Below are 18,840 nucleotides of genomic sequence, written 5' to 3' on the forward strand. Positions count from 1 at the left end.
GGCAACCTATTGGGTTGCCTTTTTTATAAATTTTTTTAATTACTTAGAGTTTTTAAATTGAGAATTTGCTGGTAATTTCTGCCACACGAGCACCAAACAATTTCGCTGTTTCTAAATTTCCTGTGCTTGGCCCTTCTTCTGGAGAAGAGTCTGATGGTGAAACCGTCATTAATCCAGCAGAGCTACCTAAAAAATTTACATCATCTTTTTGTGCTGCTTTTGTGTTAGAGGGTAATAGACCTAAGCCCACCCAAATGCCACCATGTTGTTGCGACAAGTGCATAAGATAACTGATGGTTTCGTGTTTATCACCATTTGTACTTGCAGAATTGGTAAAGCCTGCAAAAATTTTGTTTTTCCATTTTTGCCCAAACCATGGTTTTGATGAAGCATCTGCGAATTTTTTGAATTGCCATGGTGCGCCAGCCATATAGGTGGGTGCACCAAAAATAATCGCATCGGCTTGCTCTAATGTTGCCCAAGCTTGTTCATCAATGTCACCTTCTGCACTTATTTGAATGCTGTTAACTTTTGTATTGGTGATACCTTCTGCACCAGCTTGAACAGCTTGTGCTACTTTTATTGTGTGACCATAACCACTAAAAAAAACAATTGCGATATTTTTCATGAATAATCTCCTATTGATGTGTGTTCGTTTGATTCAAACCAGATGGAACGTATCATATCATCGTTATAATATAGGCATAAGTTGGTAAATTTGATACTATTTGTTCCATAATTGGAACAATTTGGTGGGTTTATGGAAAATTTGAATGATTTATATTATTTTGTGTCTGTGATTAAGCACGGTGGGTTTTCAGCAGCAGCAAGAGCATTGAATTTACCCAAAGCTACTTTAAGCCGTCGAATCAGCCAATTGGAAGATCGTTTGGGTTTAAAACTATTGTATCGATCAACCAGAAAATTATCTTTAACCGAATCTGGTGAAGTGTATTTTCAACATTGCTTGGCTATGGTAGAGCATGCAGTAGCTGCTCAACATGCAATTGAAAATCGTCAATCAGAACCATCAGGTTTAATTAAAATTTCTTCCCCCGTCAATTTGGTACACAGCCATGTAGCGAAAATCATTGCTCAATTTATGAAAGATTTTCCTAAGGTAAAGGTACATTTATTAGTCACTAATCGCAGAGTAGACTTAATTGAAGAAGGTATTGATATTGCTTTACGTGTGCGCTTCCCACCATTAGAAAATAGTGATTTAGTTTTAAAACCTTTAGCTGATACCCGCCAAATTATTGTCGCTAGTGCTGAGTATTTAAAACGCTTTGGTGTGCCTAAAGAGCCATCTGATTTGGCACGGTTTGATTGTGCATGTATTGCAGAAAGTGCTAACCATTATAAATGGTCACTTTTACAAAACAATGGTGAAGAGGTTCATTTGTTGATGACGCCACGCTTAATGGCTGACGATTTATTGACCTTAAAGCAAGCCGCTTTAGAAGGGGTTGCGGTTGTGAAATTACCTGAGTATATGGTGGTTGACGATATTAGAGATAAAAAATTAGTTGTGGTATTACCTGAATGGAAAGCTTTGAATGGTTTGGTTCATGCTGTGTATCCATCTAGAAAAGGCCAAACAGTGGCGATGAAGTCATTACTTATGTATTTAGAGCAAGGTTTTTCTCATGAGGAGGTCAAAATTGAGTAGATATCTCTTCTTTAAATAACTTAATATTTGCGCTTTTTGGTCTTAACTATATGGTTTTTTATCGATTTCTTTCCAAAAATATTTTTAAATGATGTTTTTTCAACCATAATAATACCATATTAGATAAGGTCAAGCTGGCTTGAATTACCAATGGTGGATTTTAAGTGCTTGTTTTAGTTGAAGAAATAAACCTATTGGGTTGCCTTCTTTTATTGGTCTATTTTGCAAGTGGTTACAGAAAGTAGACTATAAATCTGCATCTCGTTTTTCTCTGAAATTTTATCAAAAATTTAGGATTTTCCCTTTACAAATTAGAGGATAGTATTAGCCTATTTACTTTGTTTATTTTAAAATTAGGTATATGGATATGTCTTACAACCATTCTGCTGTGTTTCAAGATCATTTTTCTAAAACATCAAATAATTATGCCCAATTTAGACCAACCTATCCAATCTCTTTAATTCAATTTTTGGCTCAGCTGGCACCTGAAAGGCAGTTAGCCTTAGATTGTGGTTGCGGGACAGGGCAGTTATCAGTATTACTGGCTTCTGAATTTCAAAAAGTAGTAGCAACAGATGCCAGTGAACAGCAAATTGCACACGCACACAAAAATGAGCGGGTGGAATATAAAACAGCAATTGCGCATCAATCGGGTTTAGACAATCAATCAGTTGATTTAATTACGGTTGCACAAGCGGCTCATTGGTTTGATCTACCTTGTTTTTATCAGGAAGTTAATCGTGTGGCGAAGAAAAAAGCTATTTTGGCATTAATTTCTTACGGAGTATTGCATGTTGAAGGACAGGTGGATGAGTTGATTCAGCATTTTTATTGGTCTGTATTGCAACCATATTGGCCAAAAGAGCGGCAACATGTTGAAACAGGTTATCAAAATTTATATTTTCCTTTCCAAGAAATTCAGGCGCCCAGCTTTACTATTGAAGTGAAGTGGACACTAAACGAGCTAATTGGCTATATTTCAACGTGGTCTGCAATCAAGTGTTTAAAAGAACAACAAGGTGATGCAGATATTGAGCAGTTTCAACAACAATTAACTCAAATATGGGGACATCATGATGAACAAAAGCAAGTATATTGGCCGCTGGCATTACGAATAGGTCAAATCAATTGAATAGATGATTCTTTCCTGTTGGGTAAGACATTTAGTGTTAAAATTCTCCTAATTGATTAATGGATCTGACAAAATAGATTGACAATAAGGGTAAGATAAAAATGAGTGAACGAAATGACTTTCTAGATATCATGTATAACGAAAGTTCAGAGGTAGTGAAATTTACCTTAGAATTTTGGTTGTATGAATGTGAAATATCAGAGTCTCCTCCTGTAGCAGAGGTACGTCAGTGGCGTGATATTTTAGCTAAAAGAGGGGGTAAATTTGAGAAATACGCTCATTTTTGCCAACAATGGTTAGAAGAAGAGGCAAGTGATGCCTAAGAATAAGTTTTTGTTGTTCAGTATTTTTTGGTTTATGCTGACTGTTTATGGTTTATTTTTATATATCCCAAATGGTTTAAGTACACCACCGTTTCCTCAATTTGATAAATTTACCCATTGTTGTTTATTTTTTGGACAATTCTGGTTATTGAGTAAATTATATTTAATTGAACAACAAAGACCACCATTTAAGTGGCTGATGATTATCGCTGTTATATGGGCCATAGCAACAGAAGCCATACAAGGAATGTTTACGCTCACACGTACAGCAGATGTATTTGATGCCATAGCAGATATTCTTGGCGCATTATTGGCATTAGGTTTGGCAAATTATATGATGCAATTAAAACAAAAAATAATCAGGCAAAAAGTCAATGAATATTAATACAGATGTTTACCAAAAACGTAGAAAAATCGTACTGTCTCATTTAAATAATGGTGTTGCCGTATTATTTGCCGCGCCTGAACAAAGAAGAAGCAATGATACTTATTTTGCGTATAGACAGGATAGCTATTTTTATTATTTAACAGGGTTTAATGAACCGGAGTCTGCGTTAATTTTAGATGGCAAAACAGGACAAAGTATTTTATTTTGTCGGAACAAAGACCAATTAAGAGAAACATGGGATGGTTTTCGTTTTGGTCCACAAGCAGCACAGGAAATTTTTGCTTTCAGTAAAGCTTTGCCGATTGATGAGTTTGATGAGCAACTGTTGTCTTATTTAAAAGGGGCAGATACAGTTTCTTTATTATTAGGACTTTATCCAGATCAGGATCAGAGAGTTTTACAGCTTTGGCAAAAAGCAAAGGCGCAAATGTGGGCAGGTATAAATGCACCGAAGCAATTTACAGATTTAAGTTTGGTGTTAAATCAAATGCGCTTAATCAAAGATGAGTATGAATTGTCTTTATTAAAGCAAGCAGGGGCGATTAGTGCCAAGGCGCATATTGTGGCTATGCAAAAAACCCAGCCAAATCAATATGAATATCAAGTAGAAGCCGAGTTACTTCATACTTTTGTTTCTCATGGTGCGCGTTATCCAGCATATGAAAGCATTGTTGCTTCTGGTAAAAATGCCTGTACATTACATTATGTGAATAATCAAAGTTTAATGAAAGACTCAGATTTACTGCTCATAGATGCAGGTGCCGAGTTTCAAGGTTATGCTGGCGATATTACCCGTACTTTCCCTGTAAATGGTGTGTTTTCAGGTGCTCAAAAAGAAGTTTATGAAGCTGTTTTAAATGCGCAATTAGCCACAATTGCTGCAATAAAACCCAATATTAGTTGGCAGGCAGTTTCGGATATCGCATTAAAAGCTTTGGTGCAAGGACTCATAGATTTAAAGATATTGTCAGGAACAGTTGAAGGTGCTATTGAGTCAGGAGCCTATAAACGCTTTTATATGCATGGTATAGGGCATTGGATTGGTTTGGATGTTCACGATGTTGGTGGACGATTCGATGAACAAGGACAGCCTTTGTTATTACAAAAAGGGATGTGTACAACAGTTGAGCCTGGTTTATACATCAGTGCAGCAGATGATGTACCAAAAGCTTTTCACAATATAGGGGTGCGTATAGAAGACAATGTTGTGGTAACAGAGCTTGCTTGTGAGGTATACACTGCGGATGTACCTAAAACAGTGGCTCAAATAGAAGCATTGATGAAAAACCAATAATTTAAGAGATTTTTATGCAGTTAGACAGCGCTTTTTTTCCAACTCAAATCTTATCAGAGCAAGAAGATAGTTTTTTCTCTGGTGAGATTGAGTTAAATCATCAACTGATTGAATGTTCTTTAGAAATTGATAAACAGTTGAGTGCTTATCCCGATTTAATCACTTCAGCAGAAAATTTATTGGATCAACTGGATCAATTAAACTTAAATGCCTTAGTTGAAATAGAACAAGACTATTTTGATGACCATGAAGGTGCATGTGCAGTCTATTTCCAGCGCTATGCAGAGTATTTGGCAGAAGAGGGTATGGTTGATGCTGAAGACTATGAAACAGAACAATTGCTTTACCATTTAAAGTTAAAGGCAATAACACTGACTGTACAAGAAGAGTTAGGTGAACTGATTCTTTGTTTATCTTATGGTGTGGAGCAAGGAGCGTTTAGTGAACTTTTGGCTGTGTATTTTGATCAGGACGGTAATTTAGCGATTATCATCCATAAACATTAAAAATATAGGTGTTTGCATAATTAAAGGCAACCGTAAATGAGTATTCCAAGTCATGTTCAAGTAGTGGTTGTGGGTGCAGGTGCAGTAGGCGCCTTAGTTGCTTTGAACTTACATAAGCAAGGTAAGCAGGTTTTGTTGATTGAATCGCGTCAACCATGTGTTGCTGTGCCTGACGCCCGTACGCTAGCCTTGTCTTATGCAAGTTTACAAGGTTTGGCTGATGCTGGTATAGAATTTGTCGAACATGATTTAAATGTTATTCAAACGGTACATGTTTCCGCCCAAAACCAATTTGGGTGCACTTTATTGAAACAGACTGATTTATCTTTACCTTATCTTGGTGCCGTGATTGATTACGCCAAAGTTATTAATGCATCTGATCAAGCATTAATGAATCAAAATATTGCGGTATTGTGGGAAACAAAAGTAAAAGCTTTACAAACCACCCAAAATTTATCGGTTCTTACTTTAGAAAATACAACAGCTTCTTATGAAATAACAGCAGATTACACCATTCTTGCTGAGGGTGGGGCGCTGACACAGAATTTACCTAATTTAAAAAGAAGAGTCTTTGATTATCAACAAAGTGCTGTAGTAGCCAGCGTTACCTTTGAACAAAAACATCAACAATGTGCATTTGAGCGGTTTGCCGTAAAAGGGCCATTGGCATTGTTACCTTATCAATCAGACAAAACTTGCCGTTTAGTTTGGACCAGAACACCAGATGATGCACAAGCATTAAAAAATGGATCAATCGAAAATTTTAAAGCGCAATTGAACGATGCTTTTGGTGCACGTTTAGGTAAAATTGAACACATAAACAATATTGCTGTATTTCCTCTATATTTAAAACAATTGAATCAAGTCTATTCTGGTCGGGTGATTTGTATCGGCAATGCTGCCCAAACCATGCATCCAGTCGCTGCACAAGGGTTAAATTTAGGACTGCGCGATGCCATGGCTTTGGTACAGGTTTTTGCGACAGAACAAGTCGACAATACTTTAGGGAAAAAATATGCTGCTACACGTAGAGTAGATGCCCATAGTATTGTGGGTTTTACCCACGCTTTGGTGACATTGTTTGATCAGGAACATACGGTGTTGCAACAAGGTCGTTCTGTCGTTTTGAATATGCTCAATACCCTTCCGTGGTTGAGGAAGAAATTTACGGAACATTTGGTCTTTGGTGTAAAGTAATTAAATAATTGTGTCTAAAAAATCAGGTTTTGTTGGTTTAAAGGGTCATAAATGAATCACTATTTAGAAGTAGATGCTGTAATAGTTGGTGGCGGCTTAGTTGGTGCGGCAACAGCACTTTCATTACATTTGTTGGGTAAAAAAGTTATTTTATTAGAGCTTGGACAACCTAAAATTGACTCAGTGAGCTTACATAAGGGGTGGGATCCTCGTATTTATGCTATTAGCCCAGCAAATCAAGTTTTCTTGGAAAGTTTAGGGGCTTGGCCGCCCTTGGCTGATAGAGCTCAGGCCGTGATGGGGATGGATGTTAAAGCCGATGCTGGTGGGTATATAACATTTGAAGCAGATCAGTTTAAGACTGATCGATTAGCCACTATTATTGAAAATCGATACTTGCTTGCATCAATTTGGGCACAATTAGCACAACATAATGTCCCTATTATTCAAGGGCAAAGAGCAAAAGAGATTGCGACATACCCTGATAAAGCTATTGTAACCTTAGAAAATGAACAAAAAATTGAAGCAAAACTGGTTGTCGGTGCAGATGGTGCGAATTCTTGGGTACGAAGAGAATTAAATATTGATATTAAAGTAGATCATTATTTCCATCATGGCGTAGTAGCGAATTTTGAATGTCAATTAGATCATCAAGGGGTTGCTTATCAATGGTTTGAAGATGGTGAAATTTTGGCTTATTTACCCTTACCCAATAAACGGATGTCTATGGTTTGGTCTACCAGAGAGCCTCAAAGATTATTGGATATGGATGAAGCAGCTTTAGCCAATACAGTAGCTGCGCGTGGGCATCACACGTTGGGTCAGTTAGAGGTGATTACTTCTGCTCATGCTTTTGAATTAAGATTAATTCGGCCACAAACGACCTATGCTCATCGCGTGGTGCTGATTGGGGATGCTGCACATACAATTCATCCTTTAGCTGGACAAGGGGTGAATTTAGGTTTTGGTGATGTGATCGCTTTAAGTGCATTATTAAAAGGGCAAAAGGACATTGGTCAATTGTCATTATTGAAACGTTATGCTTTAACACGGGTTGAACCTGTGCGCTTAATGCAGTTAGGTTGTGATGGTTTATTTAAGTTGTTTGAAGCTCGTCATTTACCTGGAATTTCATGGGTAAGAAATACAGGGCTGAGATTGGTGAATAAAAGCCAATTAATAAAAAAACAGTTGATTAAACAGGCTATGGGTTGGTGATGCTTTAAAGTGCGATTAATAATGATAGCAGTACCAGCTGTATTTTTGATATCATTTCAATTCTAGAATTTTGGTTTATTAATTAAGGCAATATAAATATGTTTAATAATAAAAGTATTTTGATTACTGGAGGAACAGGCTCTTTTGGTAAACAATATGTGCGTACAATTTTAAGTCGTTTCCAACCTAAGCGTATTGTTGTGTACTCTCGCGACGAATTAAAACAATTTGAAATGCAACAAGAGTTCGATCAACCATGTATGCGCTATTTTATTGGAGATGTGCGAGACAAAGAACGTTTAACGCAAGCGATGAATGGCATTGACTTTGTGATTCATGCTGCGGCATTAAAGCAAGTACCCGCAGCAGAATATAATCCAATGGAATGTATTAAAACCAATATATATGGTGCTGAGAATGTTATTTATGCTTCATTACAAAATAATGTTGATCGTGTGATTGCTTTATCTACAGATAAAGCAGCCAATCCCATTAATTTATATGGCGCAACCAAATTAGCTTCAGATAAATTATTTGTTGCTGCTAATAATATGGCTGGTGGCACAACACAATTTTCTGTTGTACGCTATGGTAATGTGGTTGGCTCCCGTGGCTCTGTTGTGCCCTTTTTCAAAAAACTGATTGCAGAAGGTGCTGAGTCTTTACCTATTACAGATGAACACATGACAAGATTTTGGATTACCTTGCAGCAAGGTGTTGATTTTGTCTTGAAGAATTTTGAAAGAATGTACGGCGGTGAAATTTTCGTGCCTAAAATTCCTTCGGTTAAAATTACCGATTTAGCAAAGGCAATGGCGCCTAATTTACCTCATAAAATTATTGGGATTCGTCCAGGTGAAAAATTACATGAAATTATGTGCCCAGCTGATGATTCGCATTTAACATTAGAGTTTGATGATCATTATGTATTGCGTCCGACTATCCGGTTTACGGCAAGAAATAATGATTTTGTTGAAAATTGTTTAGGGGAAAAAGGTGAGCCTGTAAAACCAGGATTTGAATATCATTCTGGTAATAATGCTCAATTTTTGACTGTTGAACAGATTAAAGAAGTCAATAAAAAAGCAGGCATAAGTGAATAGAAAAAGATGTAGGCGTATTGTATGATAATGGATGGACAGCCTCAGAAAATAGATGTGTTAATTAATACACCTTCTAGCAAGACCCATTTGTTGTATATTGCTTCTTTTTTGGCGCAATTGAAGGGGAAATTTGATATACAAAAAATTTATATTCGGCCTTCAGGGCAGTTTTTAAATTTTAAAGGATTATTAGATCAAGATATCACAGATTTTTTTGGGGCTGATTGGTCATACTTGAAAGAAAATAGTAGGTTAAGTTTTCGTTTTTTTTTCAATAAAAAGAAGAAAAATAAGACACTTTATTACTTGCATATTTCTGATTGTACGATTCAAAGTATTTTATGTTCTGATTTTGTTAGTCAGTATAAAGAAATTCGTAATGTCATTATTTGTGAGGGAATTGGTTCTTCTGGTAATTTGTTGACTCGGTTTTTGGTGGCATTACGAGAACAGAAAAAATTTAATATTTTTATTTTTATAAGAAAAATAATTACCAAAGGCATTCTAAGTATATTTTTTAAGAAGGTTTTTCTTAAAGTAGAACAATGGCAATTATATAATCAAAACTTAGAGCTTAATCCAGAAATTAAACAATATATATTGGTACATAATCACTATTATCAAAGCCTAGAACAAAGTGAACAAAAAGCGATTTTGTTTATAGGGCAACCATGGGTTGAGTTAGGTTTTGTGGAACAAAATACTTATATTAATTTTTTACAGTCTATCATTGATGGACTAATTAAAAAAGGATATTACATTAAACTTAGACCTCATCCAGCAGAGGGGTTAGATAAATATGAAAAACTCAATATTCAATTGGATCAAGACTATTCGTTACCATTAGAGCTATTATTTGATCAACCTTATATAGTCATTGGAAATTGTAGCACTGCTTTAATTAACTTATCTGCTATTTTTGGTGTAGATGCTTATTTATTAAAATGTGATTTTTTAGAAAATCTATATTTGTCAAAGACACAAAAAGCGTTATTTGCCAAATATTGTGGTTCTGAATTGGATTTAGAACAATTATTAGACAAACTTCATTAAAATTTAAAAGGCTAGGGTTTCAAATGATTCCTTATGGAAAACAAGATATCCATCAAGAGGATATTGAGGCAATTGTTCAAGTATTACGATCTGATTTTCTAACTCAAGGGCCAAAAGTACCTTTGTTTGAACAAAATTTATGCCAATATACTGGTGCTTCTTATGCTTTTGCTGTTAATAGTGCAACATCTGCTTTGCATATTGCGTGCTTAGCTTTAGGATTGGGAGCAGGGGATATTCTTTGGACGAGCACTATTTCTTTTGTTGCTTCCAGCAATTGCGCATTATATTGTGGCGCTCATGTCGATTTTGTTGATATTGATCCACAAACCTATAATATGTCTGTTGTCGCTTTAGAACAAAAATTAATAGAAGCTCAAAAAAATAATTGTTTACCAAAAATTGTGGTACCTGTTCATTTGTGTGGGCAATCATGCGATATGCAGGCTATTTTTGCATTATCTAAGCAATATGGTTTTAGAATTATTGAAGATGCATCTCATGCCATTGGGGCTAAATACCAAGGGTTACCAGTGGGAGATTGCCGTTATAGCGATATTACAGTATTTAGTTTTCATCCAGTAAAAATTATTACGACTGCTGAAGGGGGAGCCGCTTTAACAAATGACCCTAAGCTTGCACAAAAAATGAATTTATTGCGTAGTCATGGTATCACTCGCGATGAAAATTTGATGACAGAAAAAAGTCATGGAGCTTGGTTTTATCAACAGGTTGATTTGGGTTTTAACTATAGAATGACTGAATTACAAGCTGCATTAGGTATCAGTCAACTGACTCGATTAGATCAGTATGTTGCCAGCCGCCATAAAAAAGTTGAAATATACAATCAGGCTTTTTCATCTGTGGCTTTACAGTTACCATATCAAAATAACCAGACATATTCCAGTTATCATTTATATCCTATTTTAGTCAATGAACAGACAGATCGTGCACATTTATTTAATGTGTTACGTCAAGCTAATATAGGTGTTAATGTACATTACATTCCTATTCATACTCAGCCTTATTATCAACAGTTAGGGTTTAAATGGGGAGATTTTCCTGAAGCTGAAAATTACTATAAAAGAGCCATTAGTTTACCTTTGTATGCGCAATTGAGTGATACAGAGCAAAATTATGTTATAGAACAAGTTTGCCAAAATATTAAATGATTTTTCTTTAATATTTTATTTAGAAGTGTATTTATGAATATAGCCATTATTCCTGCTAGAGGTGGTAGTAAAAGAATACCGCATAAAAATATTAAAAATTTTTGTGGTAAACCAATGATTGCTTGGCCAATAGAAGCCGCTTTAGAAAGTAATTGTTTTGATTCTGTTATTGTTTCTACCGATAGTGTAGAGATTGCATCTGTAGCTCAATCATTTGGTGCTCAGGTTCCTTTTATTCGTCCAGCAGAATTATCTGATGACTTTACTGGGACAACAGCTGTGATTAAACACGCTGTTAGGTCCATTTCAAATATAATGCAGGATATTGAGAATGTATGCTGTTTATATGCTACTGCTCCATTTGTACAGCCACAAAACTTAATCGACAGCTTTAATGTCTTAAATAATAATGATTGTGATTTTGTGTTTTCTGTCACAAGCTTTGCTTTTCCTATCCAAAGAGCCATTAAAATTACATCAAATAATCGGGTACAAATGTTTCAGCCTGAAATGTTTGTAAAACGCTCTCAAGATTTAGAAGAAGCTTATCATGACGCTGGGCAATTTTATTGGGGGACAACGAAAGCATGGCTTGAAGAAAAGAGTATTTTTTCTTCGGGGAGTGTACCTTTTGTCTTACCTAGGTATAGAGTGCAAGATATTGATACCCATGAAGATTGGGTGAGAGCAGAGTATATGTTTGCAGCGATGACGGGATTACAATCATGAAAACAGCTGTTTTTCGTGTTGATGCGGCACTTCATATTGGTAGTGGCCATGTGATGCGTTGCTTAACCTTGGCCGATGCGTTAAAAGAACAAAATATCAACAATATTTTTATTTGTCGAGCTTATCAAGGTAATTTGATTGATTTTATTCGCCAAAAAGGCTTTGAGATACATCAGTTACCTTGTGTCAGTTCAGATTTTATTGCTACTGAGAAACAAAGCATACCCCATACTCATTGGCTCGGTGTAACATGGCAAGAGGATGCAGAACAAACCATTAATTATTTGAAACAAAAAAAAATCACTATTGATTGGTTGATTATAGACCATTATGCTTTGGATAAACATTGGGAAGAGCAGTTAAGAGGATATGTCCAAAAAATAATGGTGATTGATGATTTAGCAGACAGAGCACATTCATGTGAACTTTTATTGGATCAAAATCTCGGTAGAGAAAAAATAGATTATCAATTGTTGGTACCAGATTCTTGTCAATTGTTAATTGGTCCCCAATATGCGTTGCTTAGGCCAGAATTTTTACAATGGCGTAAAGAAAGTTTACTGCGTAGAAATAATCATACAAAGATCAAACAACTTTTGATTAGTTTAGGCGGTGTTGATGCTCAGAATATCACCTCTGAAGTTTTACATTGTCTTGCTGAATGTAATAATTTACCAAAAGATAGTCAAATTAAAGTCATTATGGGTGAAAAAGCTCCTCATTTATCGCAAGTAAAGGTTATTGCACAACAGATGCCTTATGAAACAGAGGTGATTGTTAATACTAATCAGATGGCTCAAATTATGGCTCAAAGTGATTTAGCTATTGGTGCAGCTGGAAGTACATCTTGGGAGCGCTGTTGCTTGGGGCTGCCAACTATTGCGATTGCTTTGGCACAAAATCAAATACTGATTGGGCAAACTTTAGCTGAAAAAGGTATTCATTGGTTTGTGGGGGGGATTGAGAGGGCTGATTATTCAGTGGTATTAAAACATATACTGTTTTATGCTGTTTTTGATGCTTATGCTCGTATCTCATTGACTCAAAAAAGCAGTAATTTTTGTGATGGAAACGGGGTTAAAAGAGTTATTCGTTCTTTAATTGAACCCGATATTACAATCAGAGCAGCAAATTTGGATGATGCTCAATTATTATATTCTTGGCGTAATGCGCCTCAGATTCGTGAGCGATCACTTAATACACAAACTATTTTATTTTCTGATCATATGAACTGGTTTAAGCATTCTTTGTCCTTAAAAACGAGGTTAATTTTAATTGCTATGCATCATGAAGTAGAGTCAGCTTGTATCAGGTTTGATTTTCAAGAACAAACGGCTATTGTTTCAATTTATCTATCACCAGAAAAAATAGGAGATGGTATAGGTCGGTTTGTTTTAAAAGCCGCACATAATTGGTTAAGGGAGAATTACCCCTCAATTAGAATAGTTGAGGCCGTTGTGTTGGCAAATAATATTGCTTCCCAGAAAATGTTTGAGAGTTTAGGCTATCAAAAAAAACAATTTAATTATCAGTTAAAATTAAACTAATGATGAGAATACTATGAATTTTACAATCGAGTCTAATTGTGTAGGCATAAATGAAAAACCTTATATTATTGCTGAATTATCTGCAAATCATAATGGGTCAATTGAACGTGCATTTGAAACAATAAAGGCGGCATATGAAAGTGGGGCAGATGCGGTTAAAATTCAAACCTATACTGCTGATACTATGACCATAGATTGCAATAGAGAAGAGTTTTTAATTAAAGGTGGCCTTTGGGATGGTTATAAATTATATGATTTATATAAGTGGGCAGAAACACCCTATGAATGGCATCAGGCAATTTTTGATTATGCAAAAAAAATAGGTATAACTATTTTTTCAACTCCTTTTGATGAAACAGCCGTTGATTTATTAGAAAGTTTAGATGTTCCAGCTTATAAGGTTGCATCATTTGAAATGACAGATTTACCTTTAATTAAGTATATCGCCAGAACAGGTAAACCAATAATTATGTCAACAGGTATGGCTTCAGAAGAAGAAATAGCTGAGGCGATAAAAACAGTACATGATGCAGGTAATCACCAGTTGGTTGTGTTGCATTGTATCAGCAGTTACCCTGCACCGATTGAACAAGCTAATTTACGTCAAATGACAACAATTGCAGAGCGCTTTAATGTTCCAGTTGGTCTATCTGATCATACCTTAGGAACAACTGCATCTATTACTGCTGTAGCACTTGGTGCTTGTGTGATTGAAAAACACTTCACTTTAAGTCGGCAAGATAAAGGCCCTGATAGCGATTTTTCTATTGAGCCTGATGAATTGAAAATATTGTGTCAGCAAACACGTGATGCGTGGCTAAGTTTGGGTACAACTGGGTTTAAACGTCAACAAGCTGAGGCACAAAATAAAATTTTTCGCCGATCTATTTATTTTGTTAAACCATTAAAAGTAGGGGAAACGATCAATCAAACTCATATACGCAGGATTCGCCCAGGCTTAGGCTTAGAACCTAAGTATTTTGATGCGATTATTGGTAAAAAAGTGGTTACTGATATAGAGTACGGTATGCCTGTTACTTGGGATGTATTGGACAAAGAATAACAAAATATATTTTGACAATCATATTTATGCATTCTTTACTCATTACAATTGGCTTATTAACCTTAAGCAATATATTCATGACTTTTGCTTGGTATGGTCATTTAAAATATGCTCATTCTAAAGTATGGGTGGTTGCTGCCCTAATTAGTTGGGGTATTGCGTTATTTGAGTATTTATTGCAAGTTCCTGCTAATAGGATTGGTTACCAAGTTGCCTCAGCAGGGCAACTGAAGGTGATTCAAGAGGTCATCAGTTTAACTGTTTTTATTCCTTTTTCTATGTATATTCTAAAAGAACCTTTTAGAAGTGATTATATTTGGGCTGGATTATGTTTAATCGGTGCGGTATTTTTTATGTTTCGTTCAAAAATAATGTAAATTTTGAATAAGAAGGCTGATGTCAATTTACGATGAATTCTGGTAATCGCTTATTAAATTTAATCTTACGAGGTCTTAGTCTTTCTTGTAAATTTCTGTTGGTTTTTGCTTTAGCCAGAATGTTATCTGGGGCTGATTTTGGCTTATATAATCTGATTGTTGTCACCACTACTTTTGTTTTATATTTATATGGATTAGATTTTTATACTTTTGCTAGTCGAGAAATGATTTTGGTTTCTGAACAAAAAAGACCTTTTATTGTATACAATCAATTAGCTTTATATATTTTTACTTATTTCCTGATTTCACCTTTTTTATTGATTCTATTTTTTTCTGGAAAACTATCTTGGAATTTACTGCCTTTATTTTTATCCATAGCCATTTTGCAGCATTTAGCTCAGGAAATAAATAGGTTATTGATTAATTTATTTGCACCTCTTTGGGCCTCTTTTATTTTATTTATTCGTTCTGGTCTATGGTGTTTGGCATTAATTATCTGTATGTTTTTTTTCCCAAATTTGCGTACATTGCATATGGTGTTTTATTTTTGGATCGCAGGCCTGATTTTAGCCATTATTGTTTCTTATTATAAATTGTATCAGATGGGTTTACCGATTCAGTATATGGGCATGCCAGATATTAAATGGATTAAAAAAGGGTTGATTATCGCCTTACCTTTTTTATTAGGTACTTTATCTTTAAATGCAATAAGTGTGATAGATCGCTATTGGATAGAAAATCATTTTAATTTAAGTTTAGTTGGGGTATATGGTTTTTTTGCCAGTTTAACTGGCGCTATATTAACCGCTTTAGACGCAACGATTTTTTCATTTACCTATCCAAAACTCATCAAGGCAGTAGGAGAGTCTCCAGCTGCTTTTCAAACTGAATACCGTTTATTTAGAAAACATACTTTAATAGCCGTAGGTCTGTTTTCTATTTTGCTTTTGACGGGTATTTACCCTATTGTGCTTTGGCTAAATAATGATTTATATCTGCAATATATTGCTGTATTTTTTATTTTATTGCTAAGCAATATCTTTATTGCTTTAAGTATGATTGCCCATTATGCTTTATATGCACAAAAGCATGATAAGCCCATTGTTATTGCCCATATATTATCGGTTATTATATTGATCATTAGTTTACTGATTTTTGCCCGTACACATTATTTAGCTGTTGCTGTGAGTGTGTGTATCACTTCTCTATTCCTATTCGTATTTAAACATTATTGTTTTTGGCAAAAACACGTACAGTAGATGTTCTGTAATAACTAATGGTGAGAGAAATCATGTTTTATATGAGTATTGGGTGGCGCATTGGTTTGGCTATCTACCTCTTGTTCTGATAATGTTTGTAAAATGCCACATTGAGCATTATGGTGTTCTAATTGGCATTTTTGGTAAAGCTCCTCTAAACGTTTCTCTAGTTGTTGCAACTCTTGTATTCTATCCTTAACATGGCATAAATGTTCATCTAATAAGCTCAAAGCCGCCTGACAATTATCCGCTTGATTTTGGCTTAAATGCAGTAAGGCTCTAATTTCCTCATGGTTAAGGTCTAAGGCGCGGCAATTGCGAATAAAGCGTAATCTCTCTACATGGATTTGAGTGTAGTGTCGATAATTGTTTGCTGTCCGTATAGGTTCGGGCATTAATCCTTCTTTTTCATAAAAGCGAATGGTTTCCACTGTACAGTGTGCTATTTTCGCCAGTTCACCAATTTTCATGTTTTTTCCTAAAAAAGACTAGACTCTATAGTAACTTTAGGGTGTTAAATAAGCAATATAGAAAATGGTCAAAACGTAAAGAGGTGAGATTATGGCTCATGATAAGAGTGAACATTCAGAGCATAAACACAGCTGTTGTGGCTCAGCAGGCGATCAAGCCACATTTGAGCAAAAACCTGTGCATTTAAATGTACCTGAAGGTTATACCTATTCTGTATGGATTGTCCCAGAAATGGATTGTCCTACAGAGAAGCAAATGATTGAGCAAAAGCTTGCAGGCATGAATGGGATACATGAGATTGATTGTAACTTAATGACCAGCACTTTGCGTATTGTGCACCAACCACAACATTTAGATGCAATCGAACAAGCAATCAAATCAATAGGGATGACGTTACAAAGTACAGATCAAGGTAATTTTGCAACAGAACATAAAAAAATCATTACCTTACCGTTAGTTGGTTCGGGCGTAATGGCTTTGATTGCTGAGATATTACATGCTTATGAAGTCAGTATGTTATGGGTTGTATTGGCTGCTTTTATTTCTATTGCTTTATGTGGTGTACAAACCTTTAAAAAAGGTTATTTGGCTATAAAAAATAGGCAATTGAATATCAATATGCTGATGAGTGTTGCCGTTACTGGTGCAATTTTAATTGGACAATGGCCAGAAGCAGCGATGGTTATGTTCTTATTTACTGTTGCAGAAAAATTAGAAGCGTATTCTCTTGAAAAAGCAAAAAATACCATCAGGGGTTTAATGCAGCTGGCTCCTCAAATGGTCACTGTTGAACAATTGGGTGAATGGGTCGCGTTACCAGTAGAACAGGCCTCAACTGGCATGTTAGCAAGAGTGAAACCGGGGGAGCGTATCGCATTAGATGGTGTGGTGGTTGAAGGTGGTTCTACAGTTAATCAAGCACCCATTACAGGAGAAAGTTTGCCTGTTAATAAAGAAATAAACGATATGGTTTTTGCTGGCACCATTAATCAGGCAGGTTCCTTTATTTATAAAATCACAGCTAAAGCACAAGACACAACATTAGCACGTATTATTAAAGTAGTGGAATCTGCTCAAGGTTCTCGTTCTCCAACGCAAAGCTTTATCGATCGGTTTGCCAAAATATATATTCCAGTTGTTTTTGTTTTGGCTTTAATTATTGCATTTGTTATTCCCTTATTTGTTGGAAATTGGTTTGAATGGATTTATAAAAGTTTGGTTTTACTGGTGATTGCGTGTCCATGTGCTTTGGTTATTTCCACTCCAGTGACCATAGTCAGTGGCTTAACCCGTGCTGCAAAATTGGGGATACTGATAAAAGGGGGCATCTATTTAGAAATGGGACGTCAACTGAAATGGTTGGCATTAGACAAAACGGGTACCATTACTTATGGACAGCCAAAGTTAACCGATTCTTTCTTATTGGTCGAAGAGCATGTGGGATTGAATACATATTTTATTGCGGCAAGTTTGGCAGCACGCTCAGATCACCCTGTATCTTTAGCTTTGGCAAAAGCGGCTCAGAAGAGTAATGAAATTTTGTATGAAGTCAATAAATTTAAAGCAATTGCTGGGTATGGAACAGAAGGAATGATTAATCAGCAAGCGTACTTTTTGACCAATCTACGTTTTATCTCCGAGCAAGGTAAACAATATACACCAGAAGTGTTACAGCAAATAAAAGTGCTGGAGCAAGCAGGTAAAACCATTGTGCTATTGAGTGACACAACAACTGTACTGGCTTACTTTGCTGTAGCCGATACCATTAAAGAGAATGTTGTAGAGGACATTAATCGTTTGCATCAAAACAATATTAAAACCTTGATATTAACAGGAGACAGCACTGTTGTTGCTCAAGCTATTGCCAAAGAAGCAGGCATTGATGAAGTATATGGTGGGCAGTTGCCTGAAGATAAATTACAAATGATTAAAAATAAACAAGTACATGAACAAAAAGTAGGCATGGTGGGCGATGGAATTAATGATGCGCCTGCGCTGGCTCAAGCAGATATTGGTTTTGCCATGGGTAAAATGGGCACAGATACCGCAATTGAAACAGCAGACGTGACATTAATGGATGATGATTTGGGGAAAATAAGTGATTTTGTTCAAATATCACATAAAACCCATCAAATTTTAATTCAAAACATCAGCTTTGCTTTGGGTATTAAAATACTTTTTATGTTATTGGCTTTGACCGGTTATAGTACTATGTGGATGGCCGTATTTGCTGATGTTGGTGCGACTTTGCTTGTTGTATTTAATGGTTTAAGATTGTTATATTTACGCCAATAGCAAATGGGGTTATTTTAGAGCATTAAAAGGTCACTTTTACA

19 protein-coding genes are annotated in these 18,840 nt (G+C 35.6%); 17 read left to right on the forward strand and 2 right to left on the reverse strand.

What is annotated here, in order from left to right; all coding sequences use genetic code 11:
* Positions 1 to 52: 52 nt before the first annotated feature.
* Positions 53 to 628: a flavodoxin family protein gene (locus tag AADH04_RS11070; RefSeq protein WP_434777336.1), complete on the reverse strand. Its 576-nt coding sequence runs from the start codon at positions 626 to 628 to the stop codon at positions 53 to 55.
* A gap of 132 nt (positions 629 to 760) precedes the next feature.
* Between AADH04_RS11070 and AADH04_RS11075 the strand changes: the two genes are divergently transcribed.
* The 16 genes from AADH04_RS11075 to AADH04_RS11150 all read left to right on the forward strand — a co-directional run bounded on the left by AADH04_RS11075 (position 761) and on the right by AADH04_RS11150 (position 16,033).
* Positions 761 to 1,672, forward strand: coding sequence for a LysR substrate-binding domain-containing protein (locus AADH04_RS11075; RefSeq protein ID WP_434777337.1), 912 nt, complete (start codon positions 761 to 763; stop codon positions 1,670 to 1,672).
* A 367-nt stretch (positions 1,673 to 2,039) separates the two neighbouring features.
* Positions 2,040 to 2,804, forward strand: coding sequence for a class I SAM-dependent methyltransferase (locus AADH04_RS11080; protein WP_434777338.1), 765 nt, complete (start codon positions 2,040 to 2,042; stop codon positions 2,802 to 2,804).
* A gap of 101 nt (positions 2,805 to 2,905) precedes the next feature.
* The gene (locus AADH04_RS11085) at positions 2,906 to 3,127 is read left to right on the forward strand and encodes a dioxygenase (RefSeq protein ID WP_434777339.1); all 222 of its coding nucleotides are present in this window, start codon (positions 2,906 to 2,908) and stop codon (positions 3,125 to 3,127) included.
* Positions 3,120 to 3,512: a VanZ family protein gene (locus AADH04_RS11090; protein WP_434777340.1), complete on the forward strand. Its 393-nt coding sequence runs from the start codon at positions 3,120 to 3,122 to the stop codon at positions 3,510 to 3,512. The genes AADH04_RS11085 and AADH04_RS11090 overlap by 8 nt, the downstream gene beginning before the upstream one ends.
* Positions 3,502 to 4,809: an aminopeptidase P N-terminal domain-containing protein gene (locus tag AADH04_RS11095; RefSeq protein WP_434777341.1), complete on the forward strand. Its 1,308-nt coding sequence runs from the start codon at positions 3,502 to 3,504 to the stop codon at positions 4,807 to 4,809. Before AADH04_RS11090 ends, AADH04_RS11095 begins: the two co-directional genes overlap by 11 nt.
* A gap of 14 nt (positions 4,810 to 4,823) precedes the next feature.
* Positions 4,824 to 5,315, forward strand: coding sequence for a hypothetical protein (locus AADH04_RS11100; RefSeq protein WP_434777342.1), 492 nt, complete (start codon positions 4,824 to 4,826; stop codon positions 5,313 to 5,315).
* A 36-nt stretch (positions 5,316 to 5,351) separates the two neighbouring features.
* A complete protein-coding gene (locus tag AADH04_RS11105) occupies positions 5,352 to 6,512 on the forward strand; it encodes an FAD-dependent monooxygenase (protein WP_434777343.1) in 1,161 nt (386 codons plus the stop codon).
* Positions 6,513 to 6,563: 51 nt separating this feature from the next.
* A complete protein-coding gene (locus AADH04_RS11110) occupies positions 6,564 to 7,730 on the forward strand; it encodes an FAD-dependent monooxygenase (RefSeq protein WP_434777344.1) in 1,167 nt (388 codons plus the stop codon).
* 98 nt (positions 7,731 to 7,828) lie between these two features.
* A complete protein-coding gene (pseB, locus tag AADH04_RS11115; RefSeq protein ID WP_434777345.1) occupies positions 7,829 to 8,833 on the forward strand; it encodes a UDP-N-acetylglucosamine 4,6-dehydratase (inverting) in 1,005 nt (334 codons plus the stop codon).
* 54 nt (positions 8,834 to 8,887) lie between these two features.
* Entirely contained in the window at positions 8,888 to 9,886 is a 999-nt protein-coding gene (locus AADH04_RS11120; RefSeq protein ID WP_434777346.1) for a polysialyltransferase family glycosyltransferase, read from the forward strand.
* A gap of 23 nt (positions 9,887 to 9,909) precedes the next feature.
* Complete coding sequence (pseC, locus tag AADH04_RS11125; protein ID WP_434777347.1) at positions 9,910 to 11,058, forward strand: UDP-4-amino-4,6-dideoxy-N-acetyl-beta-L-altrosamine transaminase; 1,149 nt, start codon at positions 9,910 to 9,912, stop codon at positions 11,056 to 11,058.
* Between the two features lie 33 nt (positions 11,059 to 11,091).
* Positions 11,092 to 11,787, forward strand: a complete 696-nt coding sequence (gene pseF, locus AADH04_RS11130; protein ID WP_434777348.1) for a pseudaminic acid cytidylyltransferase — start codon at positions 11,092 to 11,094, stop codon at positions 11,785 to 11,787.
* On the forward strand, positions 11,784 to 13,334 hold the full coding sequence (gene pseG / locus AADH04_RS11135) for a UDP-2,4-diacetamido-2,4,6-trideoxy-beta-L-altropyranose hydrolase (protein WP_434777349.1): 1,551 nt from the start codon (positions 11,784 to 11,786) through the stop codon (positions 13,332 to 13,334). The genes pseF and pseG overlap by 4 nt, the downstream gene beginning before the upstream one ends.
* A 13-nt stretch (positions 13,335 to 13,347) precedes the next feature.
* Positions 13,348 to 14,397 (forward strand): pseudaminic acid synthase, encoded by a 1,050-nt coding sequence (gene pseI, locus AADH04_RS11140; protein WP_434777350.1) that lies wholly within the window; start codon positions 13,348 to 13,350, stop codon positions 14,395 to 14,397.
* Between the two features lie 26 nt (positions 14,398 to 14,423).
* A complete protein-coding gene (locus tag AADH04_RS11145; RefSeq protein WP_434777351.1) occupies positions 14,424 to 14,774 on the forward strand; it encodes a DMT family protein in 351 nt (116 codons plus the stop codon).
* Between the two features lie 32 nt (positions 14,775 to 14,806).
* Positions 14,807 to 16,033, forward strand: coding sequence for a hypothetical protein (locus AADH04_RS11150; protein WP_434777352.1), 1,227 nt, complete (start codon positions 14,807 to 14,809; stop codon positions 16,031 to 16,033).
* Between the two features lie 14 nt (positions 16,034 to 16,047).
* Here AADH04_RS11150 and cadR read toward each other — a convergent pair whose 3' ends face one another.
* Positions 16,048 to 16,503, reverse strand: a complete 456-nt coding sequence (gene cadR / locus AADH04_RS11155) for a Cd(II)/Pb(II)-responsive transcriptional regulator (protein ID WP_434777353.1) — start codon at positions 16,501 to 16,503, stop codon at positions 16,048 to 16,050.
* A 91-nt stretch (positions 16,504 to 16,594) separates the two neighbouring features.
* Between cadR and AADH04_RS11160 the strand changes: the two genes are divergently transcribed.
* A complete protein-coding gene (locus AADH04_RS11160; protein WP_434777354.1) occupies positions 16,595 to 18,799 on the forward strand; it encodes a heavy metal translocating P-type ATPase in 2,205 nt (734 codons plus the stop codon).
* The last annotated feature ends 41 nt before the right edge of the window (positions 18,800 to 18,840 follow it).

Origin of the sequence: Neisseria sp. Ec49-e6-T10 (assembly GCF_051132615.1) — a bacterium.
Lineage (GTDB): Bacteria > Pseudomonadota > Gammaproteobacteria > Burkholderiales > Neisseriaceae.

Bases quoted from the DNA above. Each gene is read 5' to 3' on its own strand.
- AADH04_RS11070 (WP_434777336.1), bottom strand. From the start codon at position 628: ATGAAAAATATCGCAATTGTTTTTTTTAGTGGTTATGGTCACACAATA.
- AADH04_RS11075 (WP_434777337.1), top strand. From the start codon at position 761: ATGGAAAATTTGAATGATTTATATTATTTTGTGTCTGTGATTAAGCAC.
- AADH04_RS11080 (WP_434777338.1), top strand. From the start codon at position 2,040: ATGTCTTACAACCATTCTGCTGTGTTTCAAGATCATTTTTCTAAAACA.
- AADH04_RS11085 (WP_434777339.1), top strand. From the start codon at position 2,906: ATGAGTGAACGAAATGACTTTCTAGATATCATGTATAACGAAAGTTCA.
- AADH04_RS11090 (WP_434777340.1), top strand. From the start codon at position 3,120: ATGCCTAAGAATAAGTTTTTGTTGTTCAGTATTTTTTGGTTTATGCTG.
- AADH04_RS11095 (WP_434777341.1), top strand. From the start codon at position 3,502: ATGAATATTAATACAGATGTTTACCAAAAACGTAGAAAAATCGTACTG.
- AADH04_RS11100 (WP_434777342.1), top strand. From the start codon at position 4,824: ATGCAGTTAGACAGCGCTTTTTTTCCAACTCAAATCTTATCAGAGCAA.
- AADH04_RS11105 (WP_434777343.1), top strand. From the start codon at position 5,352: ATGAGTATTCCAAGTCATGTTCAAGTAGTGGTTGTGGGTGCAGGTGCA.
- AADH04_RS11110 (WP_434777344.1), top strand. From the start codon at position 6,564: ATGAATCACTATTTAGAAGTAGATGCTGTAATAGTTGGTGGCGGCTTA.
- pseB (WP_434777345.1), top strand. From the start codon at position 7,829: ATGTTTAATAATAAAAGTATTTTGATTACTGGAGGAACAGGCTCTTTT.
- pseC (WP_434777347.1), top strand. From the start codon at position 9,910: ATGATTCCTTATGGAAAACAAGATATCCATCAAGAGGATATTGAGGCA.
- pseF (WP_434777348.1), top strand. From the start codon at position 11,092: ATGAATATAGCCATTATTCCTGCTAGAGGTGGTAGTAAAAGAATACCG.
- pseG (WP_434777349.1), top strand. From the start codon at position 11,784: ATGAAAACAGCTGTTTTTCGTGTTGATGCGGCACTTCATATTGGTAGT.
- pseI (WP_434777350.1), top strand. From the start codon at position 13,348: ATGAATTTTACAATCGAGTCTAATTGTGTAGGCATAAATGAAAAACCT.
- AADH04_RS11145 (WP_434777351.1), top strand. From the start codon at position 14,424: ATGCATTCTTTACTCATTACAATTGGCTTATTAACCTTAAGCAATATA.
- AADH04_RS11150 (WP_434777352.1), top strand. From the start codon at position 14,807: ATGAATTCTGGTAATCGCTTATTAAATTTAATCTTACGAGGTCTTAGT.
- cadR (WP_434777353.1), bottom strand. From the start codon at position 16,503: ATGAAAATTGGTGAACTGGCGAAAATAGCACACTGTACAGTGGAAACC.
- AADH04_RS11160 (WP_434777354.1), top strand. From the start codon at position 16,595: ATGGCTCATGATAAGAGTGAACATTCAGAGCATAAACACAGCTGTTGT.